The sequence below is a fragment of the Litorimonas taeanensis genome (genome assembly GCF_003634015.1).
GTDB classification, from domain to species: Bacteria; Pseudomonadota; Alphaproteobacteria; order Caulobacterales; family Maricaulaceae; genus Litorimonas; species Litorimonas taeanensis.
On record NZ_RBII01000002.1, the window covers coordinates 502902 to 521214 of the forward strand.

Below are 18313 nucleotides of genomic sequence, written 5' to 3' on the forward strand. Positions count from 1 at the left end.
AGCAAATGAGCGAACCGTTAGAAAATACGACAATCAAAGACTCTGACAAAGGGCATTGGGTCAACCGTAGCCCCGGGGCCATACAGCCTTATCTCCAACTCTCTCGGCTCGACCGCCCTATTGGGTATTGGCTGTTGACCTTGCCGGGGTGGATAGGGCTTTCCTTTGCAGCGATTTCGCATGGCTTTGCCGTGTCAGATTTAAAATGGGCCGCTCTCATTTTAATCGGTGCCATCGCCATGCGCGGAGCGGGGTGTACCTATAACGATATTGTCGATCAAGATTTGGACAAACAAGTGGAGCGTACTGCCCTTCGGCCTCTTCCTGCAGGCACAGTCACAAATAAACAAGCCTGGTTCTGGCTAGGCATGCAGTGTTTAATTGGACTCATGGTGCTGGTCTGCCTGCCGCGTTTCGCACAAATTATTGCCCTGTGCTCCCTGCCTCTAGTGGCGGCCTACCCTTTCATGAAACGTATCACATGGTGGCCACAGGCTTGGCTGGGCCTGACTTTTAATTGGGCGATTCTCGTCGCCTATGCTGCAAAAACAGGTGACATCAGTTTACCCGCCCTCATCCTCTATGTGGGATTAATATTCTGGACAATTGGCTATGATACAATTTACGCCTGTCAGGATATAGAAGATGACGCCGTTATTGGCGTAAAAAGTACAGCGCGACGATTTGGGGATAAGGTCGTCACGGGCATCGCTATCGCCTACAGTCTAAGCTTTCTCTTTGTCTTTGCGGCCTTCATGACTTCTTTGATTACCACCAATATTGCAGCAATTGTGTTCTTCTGGGCGTTCTTCATTTTCTTCCCCTTAGGCTATGGCTGGCATTTAAAATGGCAGACGCAAACCCTGAAAACTAAAGGAGAGGAAACGGCCCTAATGCTTTTCAAATCTAATTTTTGGGCAGGGCTTAGCTTGATTGCTGGGTTTTCGTTGGCAAGCTATACTTTACATGGAAACATCTTTAAAAGTTTTCTTTAATTTCAACATTTTTGTTTGGCAGTAACTCACTCAAATGTGATGGCAACTTCAATGGGGGTTGGCGCGTAGTGTTTTATATAGGGTTATGTACGCCTATTGGAGAACACGATGTTGAAGACTAAATTAAACCGCCGCACCTTAGGGTTATCAAGCGCTGCCTTTGCTATATCAGCATGCACAGCGTCAACGACAGCCACGAAGGCCAATGCCGATGAAAGACAAACATCAGCAGGAAGAGACAACGCGAAAGGACAGATTATGAGTGACGAACAATGGGCTAACCTTTCTGAATCAGAATGGAAAGACCGTCTAACCGAAAGTGAGTTTTATGTTCTTCGTAAAGAAGGAACAGAACGGGCCGGCACATCCCCGCTAAACAATGAGAAGCGCAAAGGCACTTATGTCTGCGCTGGATGCGGCTTACCCTTATTTAAATCCGAAACAAAATATGAAAGCGGCACAGGCTGGCCCAGCTTTTACACTTATATTGACGGCGCACTTAAAACGAAAGTCGATAGAAAATTGTTCATGACACGCACAGAATATCATTGCGCTCGCTGCGGCGGCCATCAAGGGCATGTTTTCGAAGACGGCCCTCGCCCTACAGGACTACGGTATTGCAATAATGGTGTCGCTTTGGACTTTGTAGAAAACGGTTAATATTTATGGACTGCAAATGTAGAGAATGCTACCTCTACGTTATGCGCTCATTCATTCTTATTCTCTCTGTTTGGCTCTTATCAGGTGCTGTCGCTTTGGCGCAAGCTGGTACAGCCTCCTCAAGCACTGAGGCGCCCGAATGGTCACATACTTCATTTCGGATGCAGTTCACAGGAAATGCGGTAAAGCTTGATAACTTAGGTCAAGTTTTCGAGGGTGAGGCCCTTTTTACAAACTATCCTGAAAAAAAAGGCAATGTTGCGTTTAGTTGTCTTACAAGCACATTGACCGCTAATATTGGATTGGTTCCGGTTGATTTCGAAGCTTATTTCCGAGAGTTTCCACGGTCCCGGCGCGGGAAGGTTAAACTCCCCTATCTTTACATTAACGGGGAAAAAGTGAAATCAGGCCAGTGGATTTATGCGCCCAACCTGAAGATTTACATGCCCCGGAAAAAACATGTGGTAGGGAAACTATATAACGCCGCCATTCGAGGTGATAGCGTGACACTTTCAACAAATGACAAAGATCATATCCCGCTCATTTTACCGAAACCAAATGCTAATTTCGCTAATTTTGGAGCGGGGTGCGGCATTGGGAAACACGCAGCATAACCTTTTAGCTCTCTAAGCTGAACACGTGAGATTACGGTGATTAGACCTAAGCTAAGAGAACGCGAATCCTCTTCGATTACGGTTAATCAGACCTTAATCGTCATTGAAATTTCATAAAATTTTCAGTCTTGCCAAATCACTATTCTTGACTAATTTTGAATTATCAATTGCCGTTCCATGGTGGAGCCGCGTTTATGAAAGGAGGTGTGATTTGTTTATCTGTTTTGAGGGGTCTGCCCGAAGCTGTTAGATCAGCCCTTTCGTAAAAGCGAAATTGGGTAATTAAGCTATCTATTAATGAAACCGGCATGACGTCCGGTGAGACCCAAACTTCAAAAAGGAGCCCTCTGATACTGTCAGAGGGCTTTTTTATTATCATCCTTTTTTATTTGCGCTCTATGTTTATAGATAACGCAAAGTTAGATAGCTTGAGAGAAAGATAATTAATTATGGCTATTGCCCGCACAGTTGACCGGCGTTTATTTTTTGTCCTCGACCGCGTCCATACACGCCTCGCACAACAAGCCGAAACGCTCCTTTCAAAAGGCTCAAATGTTAGCCGCTCCCAAGCCTTAGTCCTCGTCTTCCTTGGTTATAATGATAACTGCCGCATGAGCGATCTAGCCGATGGCACTGGCCGAAATAATGCTGCGGTTTCGGGATTAGTGGAGCGTATGGAAAAAGCAGGACTCGTAGAACGCAGGCCCTCTTATGGCGATCGACGCGTGAAAACAGTGGCGCTTACACCCCAAGGCTGGGCTAAACGTGAAGATGTGATGAATGATGTTCGGGACTTTAATGCGCAACTTGTAAAAGGCTTAAACGAAAAAGAGGTTGAAACCGTTTTGAAATTCTTACGGCTAGCCGCAGAGAACGTGTCCTAAAACCTCTGATGTTGAGCGGTAGAGTTTCACAATTTGAGCATAGTTTCTGCCATTTACAGAAGCACAGGAAAGGTTAAACTCGCGCTATGGCCCGTAGTAAAAAACAATCCCTTTCGCCTCAACCAGTTCAGGTGGATATTGTCTCTGATGTAGTTTGCCCTTGGTGTTGGTTTGGCTATCGCCTGTTTGACAAAGCACGGCGGCAAAGCAAAATACCTGTCGATCTAACATGGCGTCCCTATATGCTAGACCCCGAGGTCCCTTCAGAAGGCGTGGATTATAAAGCCTATATGAAGAGTAAATTTGGCGACAGCCCCTCTAACCAATTTAAAGCGATGCGAGAAAAGCTTGAAGAGGGAGGCCCTGCTCTAGGTATAAATTTCCAGTTCAATAATATTTCAAGGCGCCCCAATACTTTAAAGGCACACCGCCTGATACGATGGGCTCAAAATAATGAAGCTGCCGGCACAGAAACCGCAGAAGCTATTTTTCAGGCTTTTTTCACGGATGGCGAAGATATTGGCGATACAGCTATACTAACGCGCATTGCAGGCGAAGTCGGTCTAGACGCCGCGTTAACCGCCGAATTGCTGGACACCGATAGAGACGCTAATGCTGTGCGCGAAGAAATTTTCTTCTTTCGTAACCTAGGCATCTCAGGTGTGCCCACTTTTATCTATAACGGACAATTTGCAGTGCAAGGTGCACAAGACCCTGCGGCGCATATACAAGCCATTCAACAAGCTGCCTCTGCTGGAACAGAAGCCTAAGGATTTATTCATGACAACATTTCAAATCGTTGCGCTTTACATCGCCTTAAATATAATCTTGGCCGTGTTTTTCACATATCGCGTTATTTCAGTTAGAATTGGCAACCGGGTGAGTATGGGGGACAATGGTGACACGTCACTTCTGGCGCGTATTCGTACGCACGGCAATTTTACAGAAAACGCCCCCTTGGCCTTACTAGGTCTTTTAGGTCTAGCAATGTTAAACGCCCCAGTCATCTTACTCCATATTTTTGGCAGCATGTTTATATTTGGGCGAGTCTTACACGCATTTGGTATGGCCGGAAAACATGCCTTAGGGAAAACACGCCCCATCGGCATGATGATGACCTTAATTGTTCACCTTGGGCAAGCTATCGCCCTACTTTATCTCGTTTTCACATTTAACGTCATATAAATGTACCTTTCTAGTGTCAGGATGCATTCGCTCTGTTAACAGTGTCTTTATGCAAAAAACCAACACACCCAGCGATGCGCTTTTAACGGAAGCCCTTGCACCCACATTAGAGACTTTACTTGGCTTTGCGAAACAAGCTGGCGCGCAAAGCTGTGACGCCGTTGCGACGCATGGCCGTTCTCTTTCAGTCGCTGTCCGTGAAGGCGAATTAGAAGATGTGGACAATAGCGAAGGCCGCGACGTTGGCTTACGCGTTATAATTGATGGGCGCCAAGCCTGCGTCTCCAGCTCGGATATGTCGGAGGCATCATTGAAAATGCTGGCCGAGCGAGCCGTTGCAATGGCCAAGCTCGCACCAAAAGATCCATATTGTGGTCTCCCGGACAAAGCCTTGCTTTCAAGTCTTGAATCACGGCCTGACCTCGAATTATTTGATCCTACCCTACGAAGCCCCGAGGCGTTGAAAGAGAAAGCGCTTGAAGTAGAAGCCGCAACCTTAGCCGTTAATGGCGTCAGCCAAGCCGAAGGGGCGAGCGCAAATTGGGCAAGCTCTGCTATTTATTTTGCGACATCTGATGGATTCGGCGCAGGATGGAAATCCTCCAGACATGGGTTATCAGTCACAGCCATTGCTGAACGCAATGGCGAGATGGAACGGGATTATGACTATGACGGGACACGTTGGCTTTCTGACTTACGCACCCCCGATGAGATCGGACGTCATGCGGGCGAACGAAGCGTGGCGCGATTAGGCAGCCGCCAAATCAGCTCGGGCACCTATCCCGTCATATTTGAAGAACGGTTATCTGGCTCTTTAGTGTCCGCTTTTCTGGGGGCTATTAATGGCAATGCCATTGCCCGAGGCGTCTCATTTTTAAAAGACAAAATGGGTGAAGAGGCTTTTGGAAAACACATTCAAATTATTGACGATCCCCATATGGTACGCGGCCAAGGATCACGGCCTTGGGACGGTGAAGGTTTGGCAGCCCGTAAACAGCAATTAGTAAAAGATGGCATTTTGCAAACATGGCTATTAAATAGCGCGGCAGGGAGACAATTAGGTCTCGCCTCTACAGGGCATGCGACACGCGGTATTGGGGCGCCCCCAGGTATCAGCGCCACAAATAGCTTTTTGGCGCCGGGCACACATACATTGGATGCGCTTATAAAGGACATGAATGAGGGCCTTTTGATAACGGAAATGTTTGGCCCGTCTTTAAATTCAAATACGGGTGATTATAGCGTCGGTGTCGCGGGCGTTAAAATCGAAAATGGAGAGCGAGCTTACCCCGTTTCCGAAGTCACAATCGCTGGCAATTTGAATGATGTGTTTAAAACTTTTATTCCTGCCAATGACATACGGTTTGACGGCGCAACCAATGCGCCCAGCCTTCTGGCCGAAGGCATGACCGTTGCTGGATCATCATAAAGGCAAGGCAAATAACATGACTGTGCCGAACCCTCTTTGCCACCCCCTTTCCGAAGAACGCGCCTTGCTTGAGCAAGTCGTCAAACAAGCCGGTCAGATTGCCAAAGACGCTTTTCATGCAAATAATTCTAAAGTTTGGGACAAAGAGAAAGGACATCCCGTCACAGATGCGGACATTGCCGTTAATGACTTTCTTTATAAAGCGCTTATGGCGGCCCGCCCTGATTATGGCTGGTTATCAGAAGAGACCAAGGACGATCATTCTCGGCACGCTTGCCCTCGAAGCTTCGTTGTCGACCCGATTGACGGCACTCGCGCCTTTATCGACAGAACCCCTAACTTTGTCGTTTCCGTTGCCATCATAGAAGACGGAAAACCCATGGCAGGCGCAATTTTTAATCCCCTAAAAGGTGAATTATTTAGCGCGCATCTGGGCGGAGGAGCGAAACGCAATGGGACCACCATTTCGTGTTCAACACGGTCGGCCCTCGAAGGGGCTGAAATGATTGGTTACCCCCGCAAGTTTCGCCGTATGGGTTTCCCGCCTATGCAAGTTCGCATCGCTAACTCTATGGCTTACAGAATGGTTCTTGTTGCCTGCGGCGAAGCAGACTGTACGGTAGCCTTCACGCCAAAATCAGATTGGGATATTGCAGCCGCCTGCCTTATCGCCACAGAATCAGGAGCGCTTGTTACTAATCTCCGAGGCGCCACCCCTCAGTTCGATAAAGACAGCACATCGGGATTTGGCGTTATTTGTGCTGGCCCCTCCTTACAGGCTTTGTTATTGGAACGCGTGAAACCACTCGTTGCAGAGTTCGATGCGAGTGTTAATAAAACCGAAGACTTCAAACATATGGGAACAAAAATGGCTGATCGGGAAATGAAATCCATTCAATTATTGCACATCGTTATTGGCGGAGAACTTGTTGATCCCATGCGAACTGAGTTCAAAGATTTGAAAAAGGTCGACTTCGTTGGCGCCTTTCCTACTTTCGAAGCCGCACAAGCCGCATGGAAAGCAGCCGCTCAACGCACCGTAGATAACGCACATACTCGTTACTTTATTTTACACGCCCATGATTTATTAGATCCCGATGGGGACGGCATTATTGGCTAAGCCCAAAAACTTCATGCCTCCAAAGCCCCTCAAAAATACGCAAAGTGACCGATATTATTTGGGACGGCTTTGGCGGGATTATATTTGGCCGCAAAGAGGGAAACTTTTCGCGGCCATTTTTTTTATGGCGCTACTGGCTGCCGCGACGGCAGCGTATACTGAAGTCATTAAACGCGTCGTCGATGAGGCTCAAGATCTTGAGACATCGGGTAAAGCTCTCACCTCGGCAATGGAATATGCCAAAATCATCATTCCATTTTTAATCGGCGTTCCGATAATTTCGGGCATTGCGAATTATGCCCAACGTATATTGACGAATTCTATTGCCCTTCACGCCATTGGAAATATGCAAAAGGCTATGTTTCAGAGTGCGCATAATGCGGATTACGCCGCTTTTTCGCGCCAGCCTACGGGAAACCTAATTTCAAAATTCACCAATGACGTTACAATTATTTCCAATGCGATTATTCGTGTGTTGGGGAATTTGTTTCGCGATGTTCTCGTCGTCATTCTTTTAATTGGCGCCATGCTATATCACAATTGGCAATTATCGCTTGTGATGGCGGTCTTCTTAATTGCCTTTCTCCCAATTATTCACATCTCAAGAAAGATGCGTGGAAATGCACAAGACGTTCAGCAACATAATGGCCTTATCACATCACAATTAAAAGAAAGCTTTACGGGCGCACGCTTAATTAAAACCTATAACCTAGAAGCCTCAGAAGCTAAGCGCCTTCATCAAAGTTTCGATAAACGCATTGACCTCTTTCTTAAGCTTATTACCCAGCAAGCTCGCGTTGACCCCATATTAGAAGTTATAGGTGGTTTAGCTATTGCTGGGATTGTCATATTTGGTGCTTACCTCGTAAATGCAGGCGCAGGAACGGGTGGTTCAATAGCCGCCGTACTGGTCGCTCTTTTACTCTTATCCCCAAAGCTACGCGCTCTAGGAACGCTAAATAATGTCCTGCAAGAAGGCCTTTCAGCCTCAGCTAGAATTTTTGAGGTTATTGATACTCAGCCCACAATTACTGATGCAGCAGGCGCAGTGTCTCTAGGCGCTGTTAAAGGGTCGCTCTCATTCAAAAATGTGAGTTTTTCCTATGAGGACGGCACTCAAGCTCTGTCTGATATTTCATTTTCCGTTCAAGCCGGAGAAACAATTGCTCTTGTCGGGGCCTCTGGCGGCGGAAAGTCGACTGTCGTCAATCTTATACCTCGACTTTATGATGTTGACGCAGGAGAGATTACGCTTGATGGTCTGAATATCCAAAAAGTGACTCTTCAAAGTCTTCGCCAAAACATTGCCTTAGTCAGCCAAAATGTAACTTTGTTTGATGACAGCGTCATGAATAATATCGGTTTAGGGAATATTGATGCCTCAGAAGAGGCCATTATCAAGGCGGCAAAACAGGCCGATGCCCATGACTTTATCATGGCCTTGCCCCAAGGTTACAATACGCGTCTGGGCGAGGATGGCCTCAGTCTCTCAGGTGGCCAGCGGCAACGACTTTCGATAGCTCGCGCCATCTTGCGCGGCGCCCCCCTCTTACTCTTAGATGAAGCGACATCTGCTCTCGATGCAAAATCAGAATCAAAAGTCCAAGCCGCATTAGAACTTTTGATGAAAGACCGGACAAGCGTTGTCATAGCTCATCGACTATCTACGGTGCGAAATGCTGACCGCATTTACGTTTTGGATGCAGGCCGTATCATTGAAAGTGGAAAACATGAGACTTTAAAAAAGAAAAAAGGCGGAGCCTATGCCCGCCTTTTATCCTTACAAATGCATTCCTAAAATAGGGAAGATCTATTTCAGTGACTTACCGCTTTTTGAATTTAAGTGTCATGCGGTGACTTTCGCCAATCGCCTGCATTTCAGCTCTTAACTCATCATCGTCTCGTGATGTTCCTAATGTTGGCGGCAAACGCCATACGGCATCCCCTTCTTTGGCTTGATCCATCGGGTTTTCATTAATGTCGCTTTCCGCAACAAAATCAAAACCGGCCGCGTCAAACTTTGCGATAATAGCTGACTTCTTAAGGTAACCATTAGACCCATCAGCCCAGTCATCCTGTCGGTCTTCACGGGCTTGATGCTGAACCACACCCACTATGCCGCCGGGTTTGAGCATAGCATGCACATCCGCCAGGGCTTGGGTTAAATACCCACCTTCATCTTCAAAACGTGCCAAGTTATGTAAAGCGCGAATGAATAACACAGCATCTGCTGTGCCATCTAGTTCAACATTACGATTTCCGAAGGCGAATGCAGAAACGCCCGCGGCGTCATCACTGCGCCATGCCTCTGCGCTTTCAGTCCAAGTCGCAGGCCAAGTTTTTTTATTTTCAATAAATTCGGGCGTCGCGAACCCTCCAAATTCAGGCCACATTTCAAGAGCATAATCCACGCCGATGACGGTTCCCTCATTCCCTAAATAAGGAAGTAATATCTTAGTGTACCAGCCGCCCCCTGGCAGGACATCCACGACTGTCATTCCGGGCGTTATGCCGAAAAACATCAAAGTCTCTTTTGGATGACGTTGGTCAAAACGTGCCTTAGCGGCTTCATCGCGCCCTTCTAATACCAGATCAAGCTTGGCACTATTGGCCTGCGCGGCCAGATCAACTGTTTTTGACTCTCCTTCTGGAGTAGTATTCCCGCAAGCAGTGAGAACCGCTGCCGCAAGGCCCATCAGTAATATATTTTTGAATTTCATTTTCATTCTCTCTCAAGTGGCAAAAGCCGAAATGGCTTAATTAGGCCCCTGTTTCTTCTGGCCAGCTATCTTTGCCGGGCTGATGAAACTCACCGTATTTTCTGTATTTCACCAAATATGTCGGAACAATTGCTTCAACAGTTTCAGGCGTAATGCCTAAATCAGAAAGACCTAATGCGTTATCTGATACGACATTATCTGTTTTCAACGACTTCACTTGATCACGGGTCAAAAAAGGTTTCATAAATGGAACGAGGCCAGATAATTCACCAACCAGACCAAATAGACCGGCACCAAACCAAGGTATGGGCGCTAAGATACGTTTCTTTGCAATCACCTCTAACATATATTGTAACAGCTCTTTAAACGAATAAGTCCGAGGGCCACCAAGCTCATAAGTTTTGCCGTCTGAGCTCTGAGCGATTTTTGTTGCAATGGCCTGCGCTACATCACCGACATAGACTGGTTGAAACTTTGTATCGCCGCCGCCAATAAGAGGTAGAACGGGAACATATTGCGCCATCGTAGCGAAACGATTGAAGAAAGAATCTTCAACACCAAACAAAATTGATGGGCGCATAATATCAACAGTCGGAACGAGATTGCGGATGAGGGTTTCAGCTTCACCTTTTGTCCGTGAATATTCACTGTCTGCGTTTTCATCCGCGCCAATGGCAGACACATGTACAAAATTTGTAACTTTGTGCGCCGCGACGGCCTTAGCAATCGTTTCTGCACCGCGAACATGCACCCCTTCAAAAGTCTGTTGGCCTTCTTCGTAAAGGATAGCCGCGAGGTTAATAACAGCATCAGCCCCCTCTACAGCGCGCGCAACGGATTTTTCATACCGCAGATTGGCCTGCATCAATTGCACTTGTCCTACGCCGCCAATAACTTTTAAGTCCATGCCCGTATGTGGACGTCGCATAGCAACCCGAACGCGATAGCCTTTTGCGACGAGCGCACGCACCACATGTTTACCCAGAAAGCCGGAACCGCCAAAAACCGTGACTAAACCCTTATTCATTTTACACCTGACTGCCTTAGAAAAATTTGGCTGATGATTAGTCTGATTACAGATGAATGTCTATGCGTTTGCTTTGATATCCGCAATCAAGCCAACACAGGCCGCTTCTATGAGATCTAATACATGGTCGAAACCTGAAACCCCGCCATAATAGGGGTCTGGCACTTCCACAACGTCAATGTCGCTGGCAAATTTCAGAAATAGCTGAGGCTCTGTTATTGCATCAGCGGGTTTTACCTTGCGCAGGTTTCGCAAATTGCTTTCATCCATAGCGAGAATATAGTCAAAATCATAAAAGTCAGTCTTAGTAACCCGCCGAGAAGTTTGACCGGAAAAGCTATAACCACGAATTTTCCCTGCCGCAATAGAACGCCTATCTGGATTCTCTCCGCTATGCGCGCCCGATGTACCGGCACTATCTATATGAACATTTAGACCCGCCTCCGCGGCATATCGCCGAAAAACAGCCTCAGCCGTTGGAGAGCGACAAATATTTCCAAGACAAACGAATAAAATAGAGGGCATAAGGGATTATGACCCAAGCTCCCTCCATTGTCATCCTTACAGGCGCCGGTATTAGCGCTGAAAGCGGAATTGATACATTTCGCGATAAAGGCGGCCTGTGGGAACAACACCCGATTGAACAAGTCGCGACCCCCGAAGGGTTCGCAAAAGACCCGGCCTTAGTGCATCAATTTTACAATTTACGACGGGCGGCGCTGAAAGACGTAGAACCTAACGCTGCACATATAGCTCTTGCGAGGTTGCAATCAGGCCTCTCCCTTAAGGGCGGAAAGCTGACTCTTATCACGCAAAATGTCGATGACCTACACGAACGCGGCGGGGTCAAGACTGTTATTCATATGCATGGTATCTTAACCTCGATGCGGTGTCAGTTTTGCAAAGCCTTTTGGCCTTGGACCGAGGCGGCATCTCCAGAGCTATCCTGTCCTCATTGTTATGTTAAATCAGGCCCACGCCCAGACATCGTATGGTTTGGGGAAATGCCTTACTACCTTGACCAAATAGATGACGCCATGACCAAGGCGGATTTGTTTGTTTCTATTGGGACTAGCGGCGCCGTTTACCCTGCCGCAGGATTAGTCGGAGAGGCCAATCGGCGTGGCATAGAGACCTTGGAACTTAACTTAGAGCCCAGCCAAGGTAGCGCTTTGTTTGATGAAAGCCGACTTGGGAAAGCTGGAGATATCGTTCCTATTTGGGTCGATGAGATTTTGGCATCAATTTAGTGCCGCGCTTATCAGGAAATCACCTCTGAACTCTGGCTCGACAAATTGGCCTTCGAACCGTATCAATTGATAGTAGGAGGCCTCATGCGTATTATTTTTCTGTTTTGTTTAATTATAATGTTTTCAGGGGTTAGTGCCTGCCAACCTGTTGCAAGCTCTAAATCCTCCGACCCATTTGCCGCTTTTGACCACCGCCCTGGCTTCATTGATCTTTACGTCAATACCGACACCAATAAAGTCTACGCGCAATTACCCGAGCCCGATGCAGACGGAGTTTCACTTCGCCTTATTCACACTGCCCGGTTGACGGCAGGTCTGGGGTCTAATCCTGTGGGCCTTGATCGCGGCTGGGGTGATAGTGGGAAGATAATTGTTTTTCGGCGCATGGGAAATAAAGTCATCATCGAAGCCGAAAACTTAACCTATAGGGCAAGCCCTGATAATCCGCTTGAACAACAGGCTGTGAGAGAGAGTTTTGCGCGCTCCTTTATCGCAAGCTTGAACATTAAATCTTATAAGAATGGCCTGACAGTTGATTTAACTGACTTTCTCCAAAGTGATGTTTTAGGGTTAGCGCAATATTTAAAAGATCGTGACCAAGGCACTTTCTCCATTGCCAAAGATAGAACCTTTATTGACACCCAAAATGTTTTTGCTTTTCCCGACAATGTAGAAATGGATGTCTTTTTCACACTGTCCTCCGCAAAACCAGGGAGGGAGTTTTCGACAACAGCCGCGAATGGCCAAGATGCCACATTTATTCAGCATCATTCCTTTGTTCGCCTCCCTGACAATGGCTACACAGCTTTAAAATCAGACCCGCGTTCTGGGGCAATAGAACATGTTTATTATGATTATAGCGCTCCCTTATCAGCGCCTATAGAAACCCGCCTTGCGCGGCGATATCGCCTCGAAAAGGATGAAGCCGGCAAGACCATTAAACCCATCGTTTTTTACATCGATAGCGGCGTACCTGAGCCCATGCTTTCCGCTTTGGTAGAAGGCGCAGAGTGGTGGAAAGAGGCTTTCACGGCAGCAGGGTATCCAGATGGCTACCGTGTTGAAATCTTACCCGAAGAGGCTCACCCGCTTGATGTTCGTTATAATGTCGTTCAGTGGGTCCATCGCCAGACACGGGGCTGGTCTTATGGCGGCGGCGTTTATGACCCGCGTACGGGTGAAATGCTAAAAGGCCATGTTAATTTGGGCTCTCTACGCGTCCGCCAAGATCGCATGATTTTTGAAGGATTAGCCGGCGTTGAAAACACTGATAGCGGCGCAGCAGACGACCCGGTTCAATTAGCCCTCGCGCGCATTCGACAGCTCTCTGCACATGAAGTCGGGCACGCCTTAGGTTTTGCGCATAATTTTGCCGCAAGCACTTATGATAAAGGGTCCGTCATGGATTACCCTGCGCCAGATATCAGAGTTGCAAATGGCACACTTGATTTTAGCCGCACTTATGGCGTTGGTGTTGGGCCATGGGATAAATTTGCGGCGACATGGCTTTATAAGGATATGGATGCTGCTGAGCGTGAAGCCCTTATGCAAAACGCTTTTGACATGGGGTTAGCTTATGTTGCGGATAGTGATGCCCGTTCTATTGGCACAGCACATCCCTTGGGTAATATTTGGGATAATCGAGCCGATCCCATTGTGGGATTAGAAGACGCGATAGCCGTCAGGCAATACGCTTTAGATAATTTTGGTCTTCGGAATATTCAAAAAGGCCAAGCCGTTTCAGACCTTAACAAAGTTCTTGTACCAATATATTTATATCATCGTTATCAGACAGCTGCCGCAGGTAAACTTTTGGGCGGTGTGTCTTTTAATTATAGCCTTAAAGGCGACCAAAGAAATGGATTTGAGCCAGTGTCATCAAATCGTCAACGCGCTGCGCTTGACGCCATTCTTACGACATTAGACCCAAGCTTTCTTGATATTGATGATGAGGTTCTGACGTTACTTAATCCTGGACTTGTCAGCTATTCCATAGCCGATAGTGAGCGTGAATTATTCAAACGCACCGCCTATCCCGTATTCGATGTGACCGCAGCAGCGGATACTGCCGCCGATCTTACCTTTGACGTCCTTTTACACCCCCAGCGCGCCGCACGCATGATAGAATTGAAACGTCGCGATGATAATCAATTGGGTTTTACTGAAATGCTCAATATTACTCGTCAACACGTCATGCAAAGCCCCCCCTCTGGGCGGCAGAACGAAATTGCGAAATCTGTCCAAGCGCGCTTTGCTTTTGCTTTGATGGACTTATCAGAGCAAAGTCAATCTCCTGGTGTTAAGGCGCGTACAGACAATATGTTAAGGCGGGTTCAAACAGACTTACGCGCCAAAGGCTCTGGCCATGGCTCTTGGCTTGATACAAAAATTACAGCGCATCTAAACAAAGCTGCTAAGGCTGCCGACCCTGTACCGCCTGCCAAGGCGCTTCCACCCGGCGGCCCCATTGGGATGGGATTATATTCGGCCCATCAATATGAAACATGTTGGCACTGCGAAACCCCAAGCTCGGAATAGATAATGCCACATATTTACATTGATGGTGATGCCTGCCCAGTCCGCGAAGAAACCTATAAAGTTGCCCGTCGGCACAAGGTCCATGTCACTGTCGTCAGCAATGCTTTCCTACGTATCCCGCGCGAGCCCTTATTTAATTTTGTTTGTGTTTCAGATGCCTTTGATGCGGCAGATGACTATATTGCTGACAAAGCTCATGAAGATACGATTGTTATTACATCAGATATCCTTTTGGCTGAACGCTGTCTGAAATCTGGTGCCCGTGTCTTAGGCCCAAATGGCGAAGCCTTTACAATGAACTCTATTGGCTCCAAAATTGCCATGCGCGCAATTATGGCCGATTTGAGAGCGGGCGCCGAAATGCCTAATATAGGCGGGCCACCTCCATTCAGCCCGAAGGATAGATCGCGTTTTTTAGAGGCGTTGCACTTAATGATAGTAAAGTACTAATCGCTCAAGAACGTGACGAACGGATATTTGAAGTTCTGTGAATTGACTTGCTGGGTCCCATGCCTATGGTGCGCCCGTTTTTAGAAGCCCTCTTTTACTGTTTATGGAATTAACCAATGAAAACTGCCGAACTTGAAATTGCCATCAAAGCTGCATGGGATGACCGAGCCGCACTAAGCCCAAGCACGACAGGTGAACGCCGTGATGCCATAGAAACAGCGATAATGGGTTTAGATAGCGGTAAGTACCGCGTTGCAGAGAGACAAGATGATGGCGAATGGGTCGTTCATCAATGGTTGAAAAAGGCCGTCCTTCTCGGATTTCGCCTCGAAGCCAATACTATTATGAGCGGCGGCCCTGCGGGCGGAAATTGGTTTGATAAAGTCCCCAGTAAATTTGGGACGTGGACAGAAGAGGACTTTACTAAGGCCGGCATACGAGCTGTACCTCCTGCCGCTGTTCGCCGCGGCGCGTTTATCGCCCCGAACACAGTCCTTATGCCTTCTTATGTTAATCTTGGTGCCTATGTCGGTGAAGGCACAATGATTGATACATGGGCGAGTGTAGGGTCCTGTGCGCAAGTGGGCAAAGATTGCCACATTAGTGCAGGGACAGGCATTGGAGGTGTATTAGAACCTTTACAAGCCAACCCAACTATCATTGAGGATAACTGTTTCATTGGCGCGCGTTCAGAAGTCGTTGAAGGCGTCATTGTTCGTGAAGGGTCTGTCTTGGCGATGGGTGTATTTATTTCGCAATCCACTAAAATCTACAACCGCGCGACAGGTGAAATCACCTTTGGTGAGGTTCCAGCCTACTCTGTTGTTGTACCGGGTACACTCCCCTCCAAAGACGGAAGTCACAGCCTAGATTGCGCCGTTATTGTTAAAACAGTTGATGCAAAAACACGCTCTAAAACAGGCGTGAATGAGCTCTTACGCGACTAGGCCTTAAGTATGATATTCCATTTTAAAAAGGCCCTCTATTGGAGGGCCTTTTCTCTGCTTTACAGACTAAGTCTATCGGTAAAAGACTAAAATTCAGTCTTTAGGCCCGTACCAGCCACCGTATATAAGGGTTCAGTATAACGTCCCTCAGGCATGGTCGCTTTACGCACAAAGTTCAGCTTATGTTTCTGAATTTGCTCATCTTCATATTCAGAACGATCTGGCATACCAAAATACACGCCGTCTAAACCATCCAAAGAATAGTTTATGTTTAAGTCTTCCTGAAACGCTTTGTCATCAAATTTTGCAGCGATGAAACCCGGCTTAGATTGAACGGGCTCAATGACTGCCTTTGTATCCACCAGTCCCAAATGGATGACAGGCTTAACATGTTTATAGGTTTCAACACTTTTACGGGCTCTCATATCGATAACTTTCGACGAAGCGGCCGTTTTCTCATAGTAAAAAGTTTTTGAAATTAGAGGGAATTTTTTCTGTACCGCTTCAACTTTCGTAAAAGGCGGAGCATCATTGGCTGTGACCGCGGTAGGCAATATCAATGTCGTCAAAAGTGAGGTAAAACCTACAAGTAAATTATATTTGTGTCGCGTTTTCATAGTTAAAGAACGCCGCTTCACTTAATTTGTTCCCAATCCTCCCTCTTCGCCGCAAGGCATTAAAATATTAACTATTAGGAAAGAATTTTTGGAACCAACGCTAAAAGTAAGCGTATAGTGAGATATAAATTGTTTGCGCCCCATAGATTACCCCCTTTAATCTTGCGCAAATTCAGCCCGGTGATTGATATCCCTTCCAATCATCGGGCTCATTCATTTTAGGCCTATTAAGAGGCCAAAGGCAGTTCAAAATTCTGATTAAGCGCCACTTTTGGCGCTCTTTTAGCAATAACAGGCGCGTTTTTTCGTTCTTCTTTTACTTGGGCCTCTTTCCGCCAAGCAAAGATAGTTTCCAATGCGCTACCTGCAGGACAATACCACCGTTTTACCGAAGGGTCCCATCGCGCACCTAGTTTTTTCGCTAAATCGCGATCTGCATAACTGACATTTAAATACCGTTTAGCCATTTCATTCACTCCTTTGAGCGTGTTCTTTAAAGAGAACATAAGCAGAACAAATATAAAAATCAAGAGATTTGCAAAAAGATTGGCTGAATCTGTCCGCGAAGGAGGCTTGTAAGAGAAGGATGTATTCGCTTCTGGTTTCTCTATTATTATGGCAATATGTAAATTGGGGGGGCAGAATGCGAATATTCATCATTACCTTATGGGTCCTAATTTACGCTTTACCCTCTTCCGCAGTTGTAACAGCGGCGGCACCGCATAGCTCTAAACAGCAAAACGCTGAAAATTTTCTTTCCATCCCTTTTGAAACAGCCATGAGATATGTGGCAGAGGCTGAATTGGAAGCCCCCGCAGCATCTCGTATATATGCCCTACTCGCCCTGTCTCTTTTCAATAGCCATCAATTCGCAATGGGCGGTGACGCTTACAAAATCAGTATATCTCAAGACCGTTATTCTATCTCGCGAGAGGAACTAATTGAGGGGGTCTCGGAAACGCTTTTTTATAAACTGTTCCCTGAAATAGCCAAACAACCACGTGTTTTAACGGCGGACAATCAGGCCGCAATTCAGCACATTGTTTCTCAGTCCTTATCCATTTTACCTCTGCCCGAACCTATCATTCAATATTCTGAAGCCTTCCAAGCAACGCTTATTCACCCTGAATGGCGTGATGCCACCCCCCTTGAGCTCGTCTCAGCCAGACAATTTCGCGCAAAAGGGCCGCCTCCATTCAACAGTCCAGAATTCCTGAAAACCTTAGAACGCGTTCGAATATATGGTGAAGATGTCAGCGAATATCGATTGGCTGACGGCTCTGTCTCGGCGGCATTTTGGGGCAACCCAGCCGGCACAATGACGCCGCCAGGACATTGGAACCAAATTGCGATTGAAGCCATAAAAGACAAACCCTATGAGTTTCAGTTAGAGCTCTTACTGACCTTAAATATTGCACTATATGACAGTGGAATTGCCGCATGGGATACCAAATATCACTACAACTATATTCGGCCTGATAATTATATTCAAAAAACAGACCCTGACAATCCAAACTGGAAAGCTATGGGCGACACACCGCATCATCCTGAATATGTCTCAGGGCATTCAGCCTTTAGCGGTGCAGCGGCGGGGATCCTCACAGCCTATTTTGGTGATACCGCCTTTTGCAGCCAATCAAAATCCATGTGGGGATTAGAGCGCTGTTTTACGTCTTTTCAAAACGCGGCCCAAGATGCAGGGCAAAGCCGTATTTATGGTGGCATCCATTTTGACTTCTCAAATATGGATGGCCTGATATTGGGACAAAAAGTTGCCAATCACACTCTGAGGCGCTTAACCGAGCAAAATGTGATAAGCCTGCCGTCGAAAGCAAGTCAGAAAATTAAATAGCCATACTGTTTAATAGTCTGGACTA

General features: G+C 46.9%; 19 protein-coding genes. 14 read left to right on the forward strand and 5 right to left on the reverse strand.

Annotated elements, in window-relative coordinates; genetic code table 11:
- Window positions 1–5 precede the first annotated feature (5 nt).
- The 9 genes from ubiA (at window position 6) to DES40_RS10360 (ending at window position 8685) form a co-directional block, all read left to right on the forward strand.
- The gene (gene ubiA / locus DES40_RS10315; RefSeq protein ID WP_121101704.1) at window positions 6–995 is read left to right on the forward strand and encodes a 4-hydroxybenzoate octaprenyltransferase; all 990 of its coding nucleotides are present in this window, start codon (window positions 6–8) and stop codon (window positions 993–995) included.
- 108 nt (window positions 996–1103) lie between these two features.
- Entirely contained in the window at window positions 1104–1655 is a 552-nt protein-coding gene (gene msrB / locus DES40_RS10320; RefSeq protein ID WP_121101707.1) for a peptide-methionine (R)-S-oxide reductase MsrB, read from the forward strand.
- Window positions 1656–1696: 41 nt separating this feature from the next.
- Window positions 1697–2269, forward strand: a complete 573-nt coding sequence (locus DES40_RS10325) for a hypothetical protein (protein WP_121101710.1) — start codon at window positions 1697–1699, stop codon at window positions 2267–2269.
- A 449-nt stretch (window positions 2270–2718) separates the two neighbouring features.
- Complete coding sequence (locus DES40_RS10335) at window positions 2719–3153, forward strand: MarR family winged helix-turn-helix transcriptional regulator (protein ID WP_121101716.1); 435 nt, start codon at window positions 2719–2721, stop codon at window positions 3151–3153.
- An 86-nt stretch (window positions 3154–3239) separates the two neighbouring features.
- A complete protein-coding gene (locus tag DES40_RS10340; protein ID WP_121101719.1) occupies window positions 3240–3923 on the forward strand; it encodes a DsbA family oxidoreductase in 684 nt (227 codons plus the stop codon).
- A gap of 10 nt (window positions 3924–3933) precedes the next feature.
- Window positions 3934–4338, forward strand: coding sequence for an MAPEG family protein (locus tag DES40_RS10345; protein ID WP_121101722.1), 405 nt, complete (start codon window positions 3934–3936; stop codon window positions 4336–4338).
- 49 nt (window positions 4339–4387) lie between these two features.
- The gene (locus DES40_RS10350; protein ID WP_121101725.1) at window positions 4388–5767 is read left to right on the forward strand and encodes a TldD/PmbA family protein; all 1380 of its coding nucleotides are present in this window, start codon (window positions 4388–4390) and stop codon (window positions 5765–5767) included.
- 16 nt (window positions 5768–5783) lie between these two features.
- Entirely contained in the window at window positions 5784–6887 is a 1104-nt protein-coding gene (locus DES40_RS10355; protein ID WP_121101728.1) for an inositol monophosphatase family protein, read from the forward strand.
- Window positions 6880–8685, forward strand: coding sequence for an ABC transporter ATP-binding protein (locus DES40_RS10360; protein ID WP_233345570.1), 1806 nt, complete (start codon window positions 6880–6882; stop codon window positions 8683–8685). The genes DES40_RS10355 and DES40_RS10360 overlap by 8 nt, the downstream gene beginning before the upstream one ends.
- A 25-nt stretch (window positions 8686–8710) precedes the next feature.
- On the opposite strand, the gene DES40_RS10365 is transcribed toward DES40_RS10360, so the two are convergent.
- From DES40_RS10365 to DES40_RS10375, 3 genes are read right to left on the reverse strand one after another with little or no spacing between them, the layout of a single operon-like run.
- The gene (locus DES40_RS10365) at window positions 8711–9607 is read right to left on the reverse strand and encodes a class I SAM-dependent methyltransferase (protein WP_121101731.1); all 897 of its coding nucleotides are present in this window, start codon (window positions 9605–9607) and stop codon (window positions 8711–8713) included.
- A gap of 40 nt (window positions 9608–9647) precedes the next feature.
- Window positions 9648–10634, reverse strand: coding sequence for a complex I NDUFA9 subunit family protein (locus DES40_RS10370; RefSeq protein WP_121101733.1), 987 nt, complete (start codon window positions 10632–10634; stop codon window positions 9648–9650).
- A 60-nt stretch (window positions 10635–10694) separates the two neighbouring features.
- On the reverse strand, window positions 10695–11159 hold the full coding sequence (locus tag DES40_RS10375; RefSeq protein ID WP_121101736.1) for a low molecular weight protein-tyrosine-phosphatase: 465 nt from the start codon (window positions 11157–11159) through the stop codon (window positions 10695–10697).
- A gap of 8 nt (window positions 11160–11167) precedes the next feature.
- Between DES40_RS10375 and DES40_RS10380 the strand changes: the two genes are divergently transcribed.
- The 4 genes from DES40_RS10380 (at window position 11168) to dapD (ending at window position 15819) form a co-directional block, all read left to right on the forward strand.
- Window positions 11168–11884: an NAD-dependent deacylase gene (locus DES40_RS10380; RefSeq protein WP_121101739.1), complete on the forward strand. Its 717-nt coding sequence runs from the start codon at window positions 11168–11170 to the stop codon at window positions 11882–11884.
- Between the two features lie 84 nt (window positions 11885–11968).
- Window positions 11969–14422, forward strand: coding sequence for a zinc-dependent metalloprotease (locus tag DES40_RS10385; RefSeq protein WP_121101741.1), 2454 nt, complete (start codon window positions 11969–11971; stop codon window positions 14420–14422).
- A gap of 3 nt (window positions 14423–14425) precedes the next feature.
- Entirely contained in the window at window positions 14426–14872 is a 447-nt protein-coding gene (locus tag DES40_RS10390) for a YaiI/YqxD family protein (RefSeq protein ID WP_121101744.1), read from the forward strand.
- Window positions 14873–14988: 116 nt separating this feature from the next.
- The gene (gene dapD / locus DES40_RS10395; RefSeq protein ID WP_121101747.1) at window positions 14989–15819 is read left to right on the forward strand and encodes a 2,3,4,5-tetrahydropyridine-2,6-dicarboxylate N-succinyltransferase; all 831 of its coding nucleotides are present in this window, start codon (window positions 14989–14991) and stop codon (window positions 15817–15819) included.
- Window positions 15820–15905: 86 nt separating this feature from the next.
- On the opposite strand, the gene DES40_RS10400 is transcribed toward dapD, so the two are convergent.
- Both DES40_RS10400 and DES40_RS10405 read right to left on the reverse strand, forming a co-directional pair.
- Window positions 15906–16436: a hypothetical protein gene (locus tag DES40_RS10400; RefSeq protein ID WP_121101749.1), complete on the reverse strand. Its 531-nt coding sequence runs from the start codon at window positions 16434–16436 to the stop codon at window positions 15906–15908.
- 227 nt (window positions 16437–16663) lie between these two features.
- Complete coding sequence (locus DES40_RS10405) at window positions 16664–16903, reverse strand: DUF5710 domain-containing protein (RefSeq protein ID WP_121101752.1); 240 nt, start codon at window positions 16901–16903, stop codon at window positions 16664–16666.
- Between the two features lie 176 nt (window positions 16904–17079).
- Here DES40_RS10405 and DES40_RS10410 point away from each other — a divergent pair, with 176 nt between their 5' ends.
- The gene (locus DES40_RS10410) at window positions 17080–18288 is read left to right on the forward strand and encodes a vanadium-dependent haloperoxidase (protein ID WP_170144960.1); all 1209 of its coding nucleotides are present in this window, start codon (window positions 17080–17082) and stop codon (window positions 18286–18288) included.
- The last annotated feature ends 25 nt before the right edge of the window (window positions 18289–18313 follow it).

Coding starts and splice junctions, on each gene's coding strand:
- ubiA (WP_121101704.1), top strand. CDS start 6: ATGAGCGAACCGTTAGAAAATACGACAATCAAAGACTCTGACAAAGGG.
- msrB (WP_121101707.1), top strand. CDS start 1,104: ATGTTGAAGACTAAATTAAACCGCCGCACCTTAGGGTTATCAAGCGCT.
- DES40_RS10325 (WP_121101710.1), top strand. CDS start 1,697: ATGCGCTCATTCATTCTTATTCTCTCTGTTTGGCTCTTATCAGGTGCT.
- DES40_RS10335 (WP_121101716.1), top strand. CDS start 2,719: ATGGCTATTGCCCGCACAGTTGACCGGCGTTTATTTTTTGTCCTCGAC.
- DES40_RS10340 (WP_121101719.1), top strand. CDS start 3,240: ATGGCCCGTAGTAAAAAACAATCCCTTTCGCCTCAACCAGTTCAGGTG.
- DES40_RS10345 (WP_121101722.1), top strand. CDS start 3,934: ATGACAACATTTCAAATCGTTGCGCTTTACATCGCCTTAAATATAATC.
- DES40_RS10350 (WP_121101725.1), top strand. CDS start 4,388: ATGCAAAAAACCAACACACCCAGCGATGCGCTTTTAACGGAAGCCCTT.
- DES40_RS10355 (WP_121101728.1), top strand. CDS start 5,784: ATGACTGTGCCGAACCCTCTTTGCCACCCCCTTTCCGAAGAACGCGCC.
- DES40_RS10365 (WP_121101731.1), bottom strand. CDS start 9,607: ATGAAATTCAAAAATATATTACTGATGGGCCTTGCGGCAGCGGTTCTC.
- DES40_RS10370 (WP_121101733.1), bottom strand. CDS start 10,634: ATGAATAAGGGTTTAGTCACGGTTTTTGGCGGTTCCGGCTTTCTGGGT.
- DES40_RS10375 (WP_121101736.1), bottom strand. CDS start 11,159: ATGCCCTCTATTTTATTCGTTTGTCTTGGAAATATTTGTCGCTCTCCA.
- DES40_RS10380 (WP_121101739.1), top strand. CDS start 11,168: ATGACCCAAGCTCCCTCCATTGTCATCCTTACAGGCGCCGGTATTAGC.
- DES40_RS10385 (WP_121101741.1), top strand. CDS start 11,969: ATGCGTATTATTTTTCTGTTTTGTTTAATTATAATGTTTTCAGGGGTT.
- DES40_RS10390 (WP_121101744.1), top strand. CDS start 14,426: ATGCCACATATTTACATTGATGGTGATGCCTGCCCAGTCCGCGAAGAA.
- dapD (WP_121101747.1), top strand. CDS start 14,989: ATGAAAACTGCCGAACTTGAAATTGCCATCAAAGCTGCATGGGATGAC.
- DES40_RS10400 (WP_121101749.1), bottom strand. CDS start 16,436: ATGAAAACGCGACACAAATATAATTTACTTGTAGGTTTTACCTCACTT.
- DES40_RS10405 (WP_121101752.1), bottom strand. CDS start 16,903: ATGGCTAAACGGTATTTAAATGTCAGTTATGCAGATCGCGATTTAGCG.
- DES40_RS10410 (WP_170144960.1), top strand. CDS start 17,080: ATGCGAATATTCATCATTACCTTATGGGTCCTAATTTACGCTTTACCC.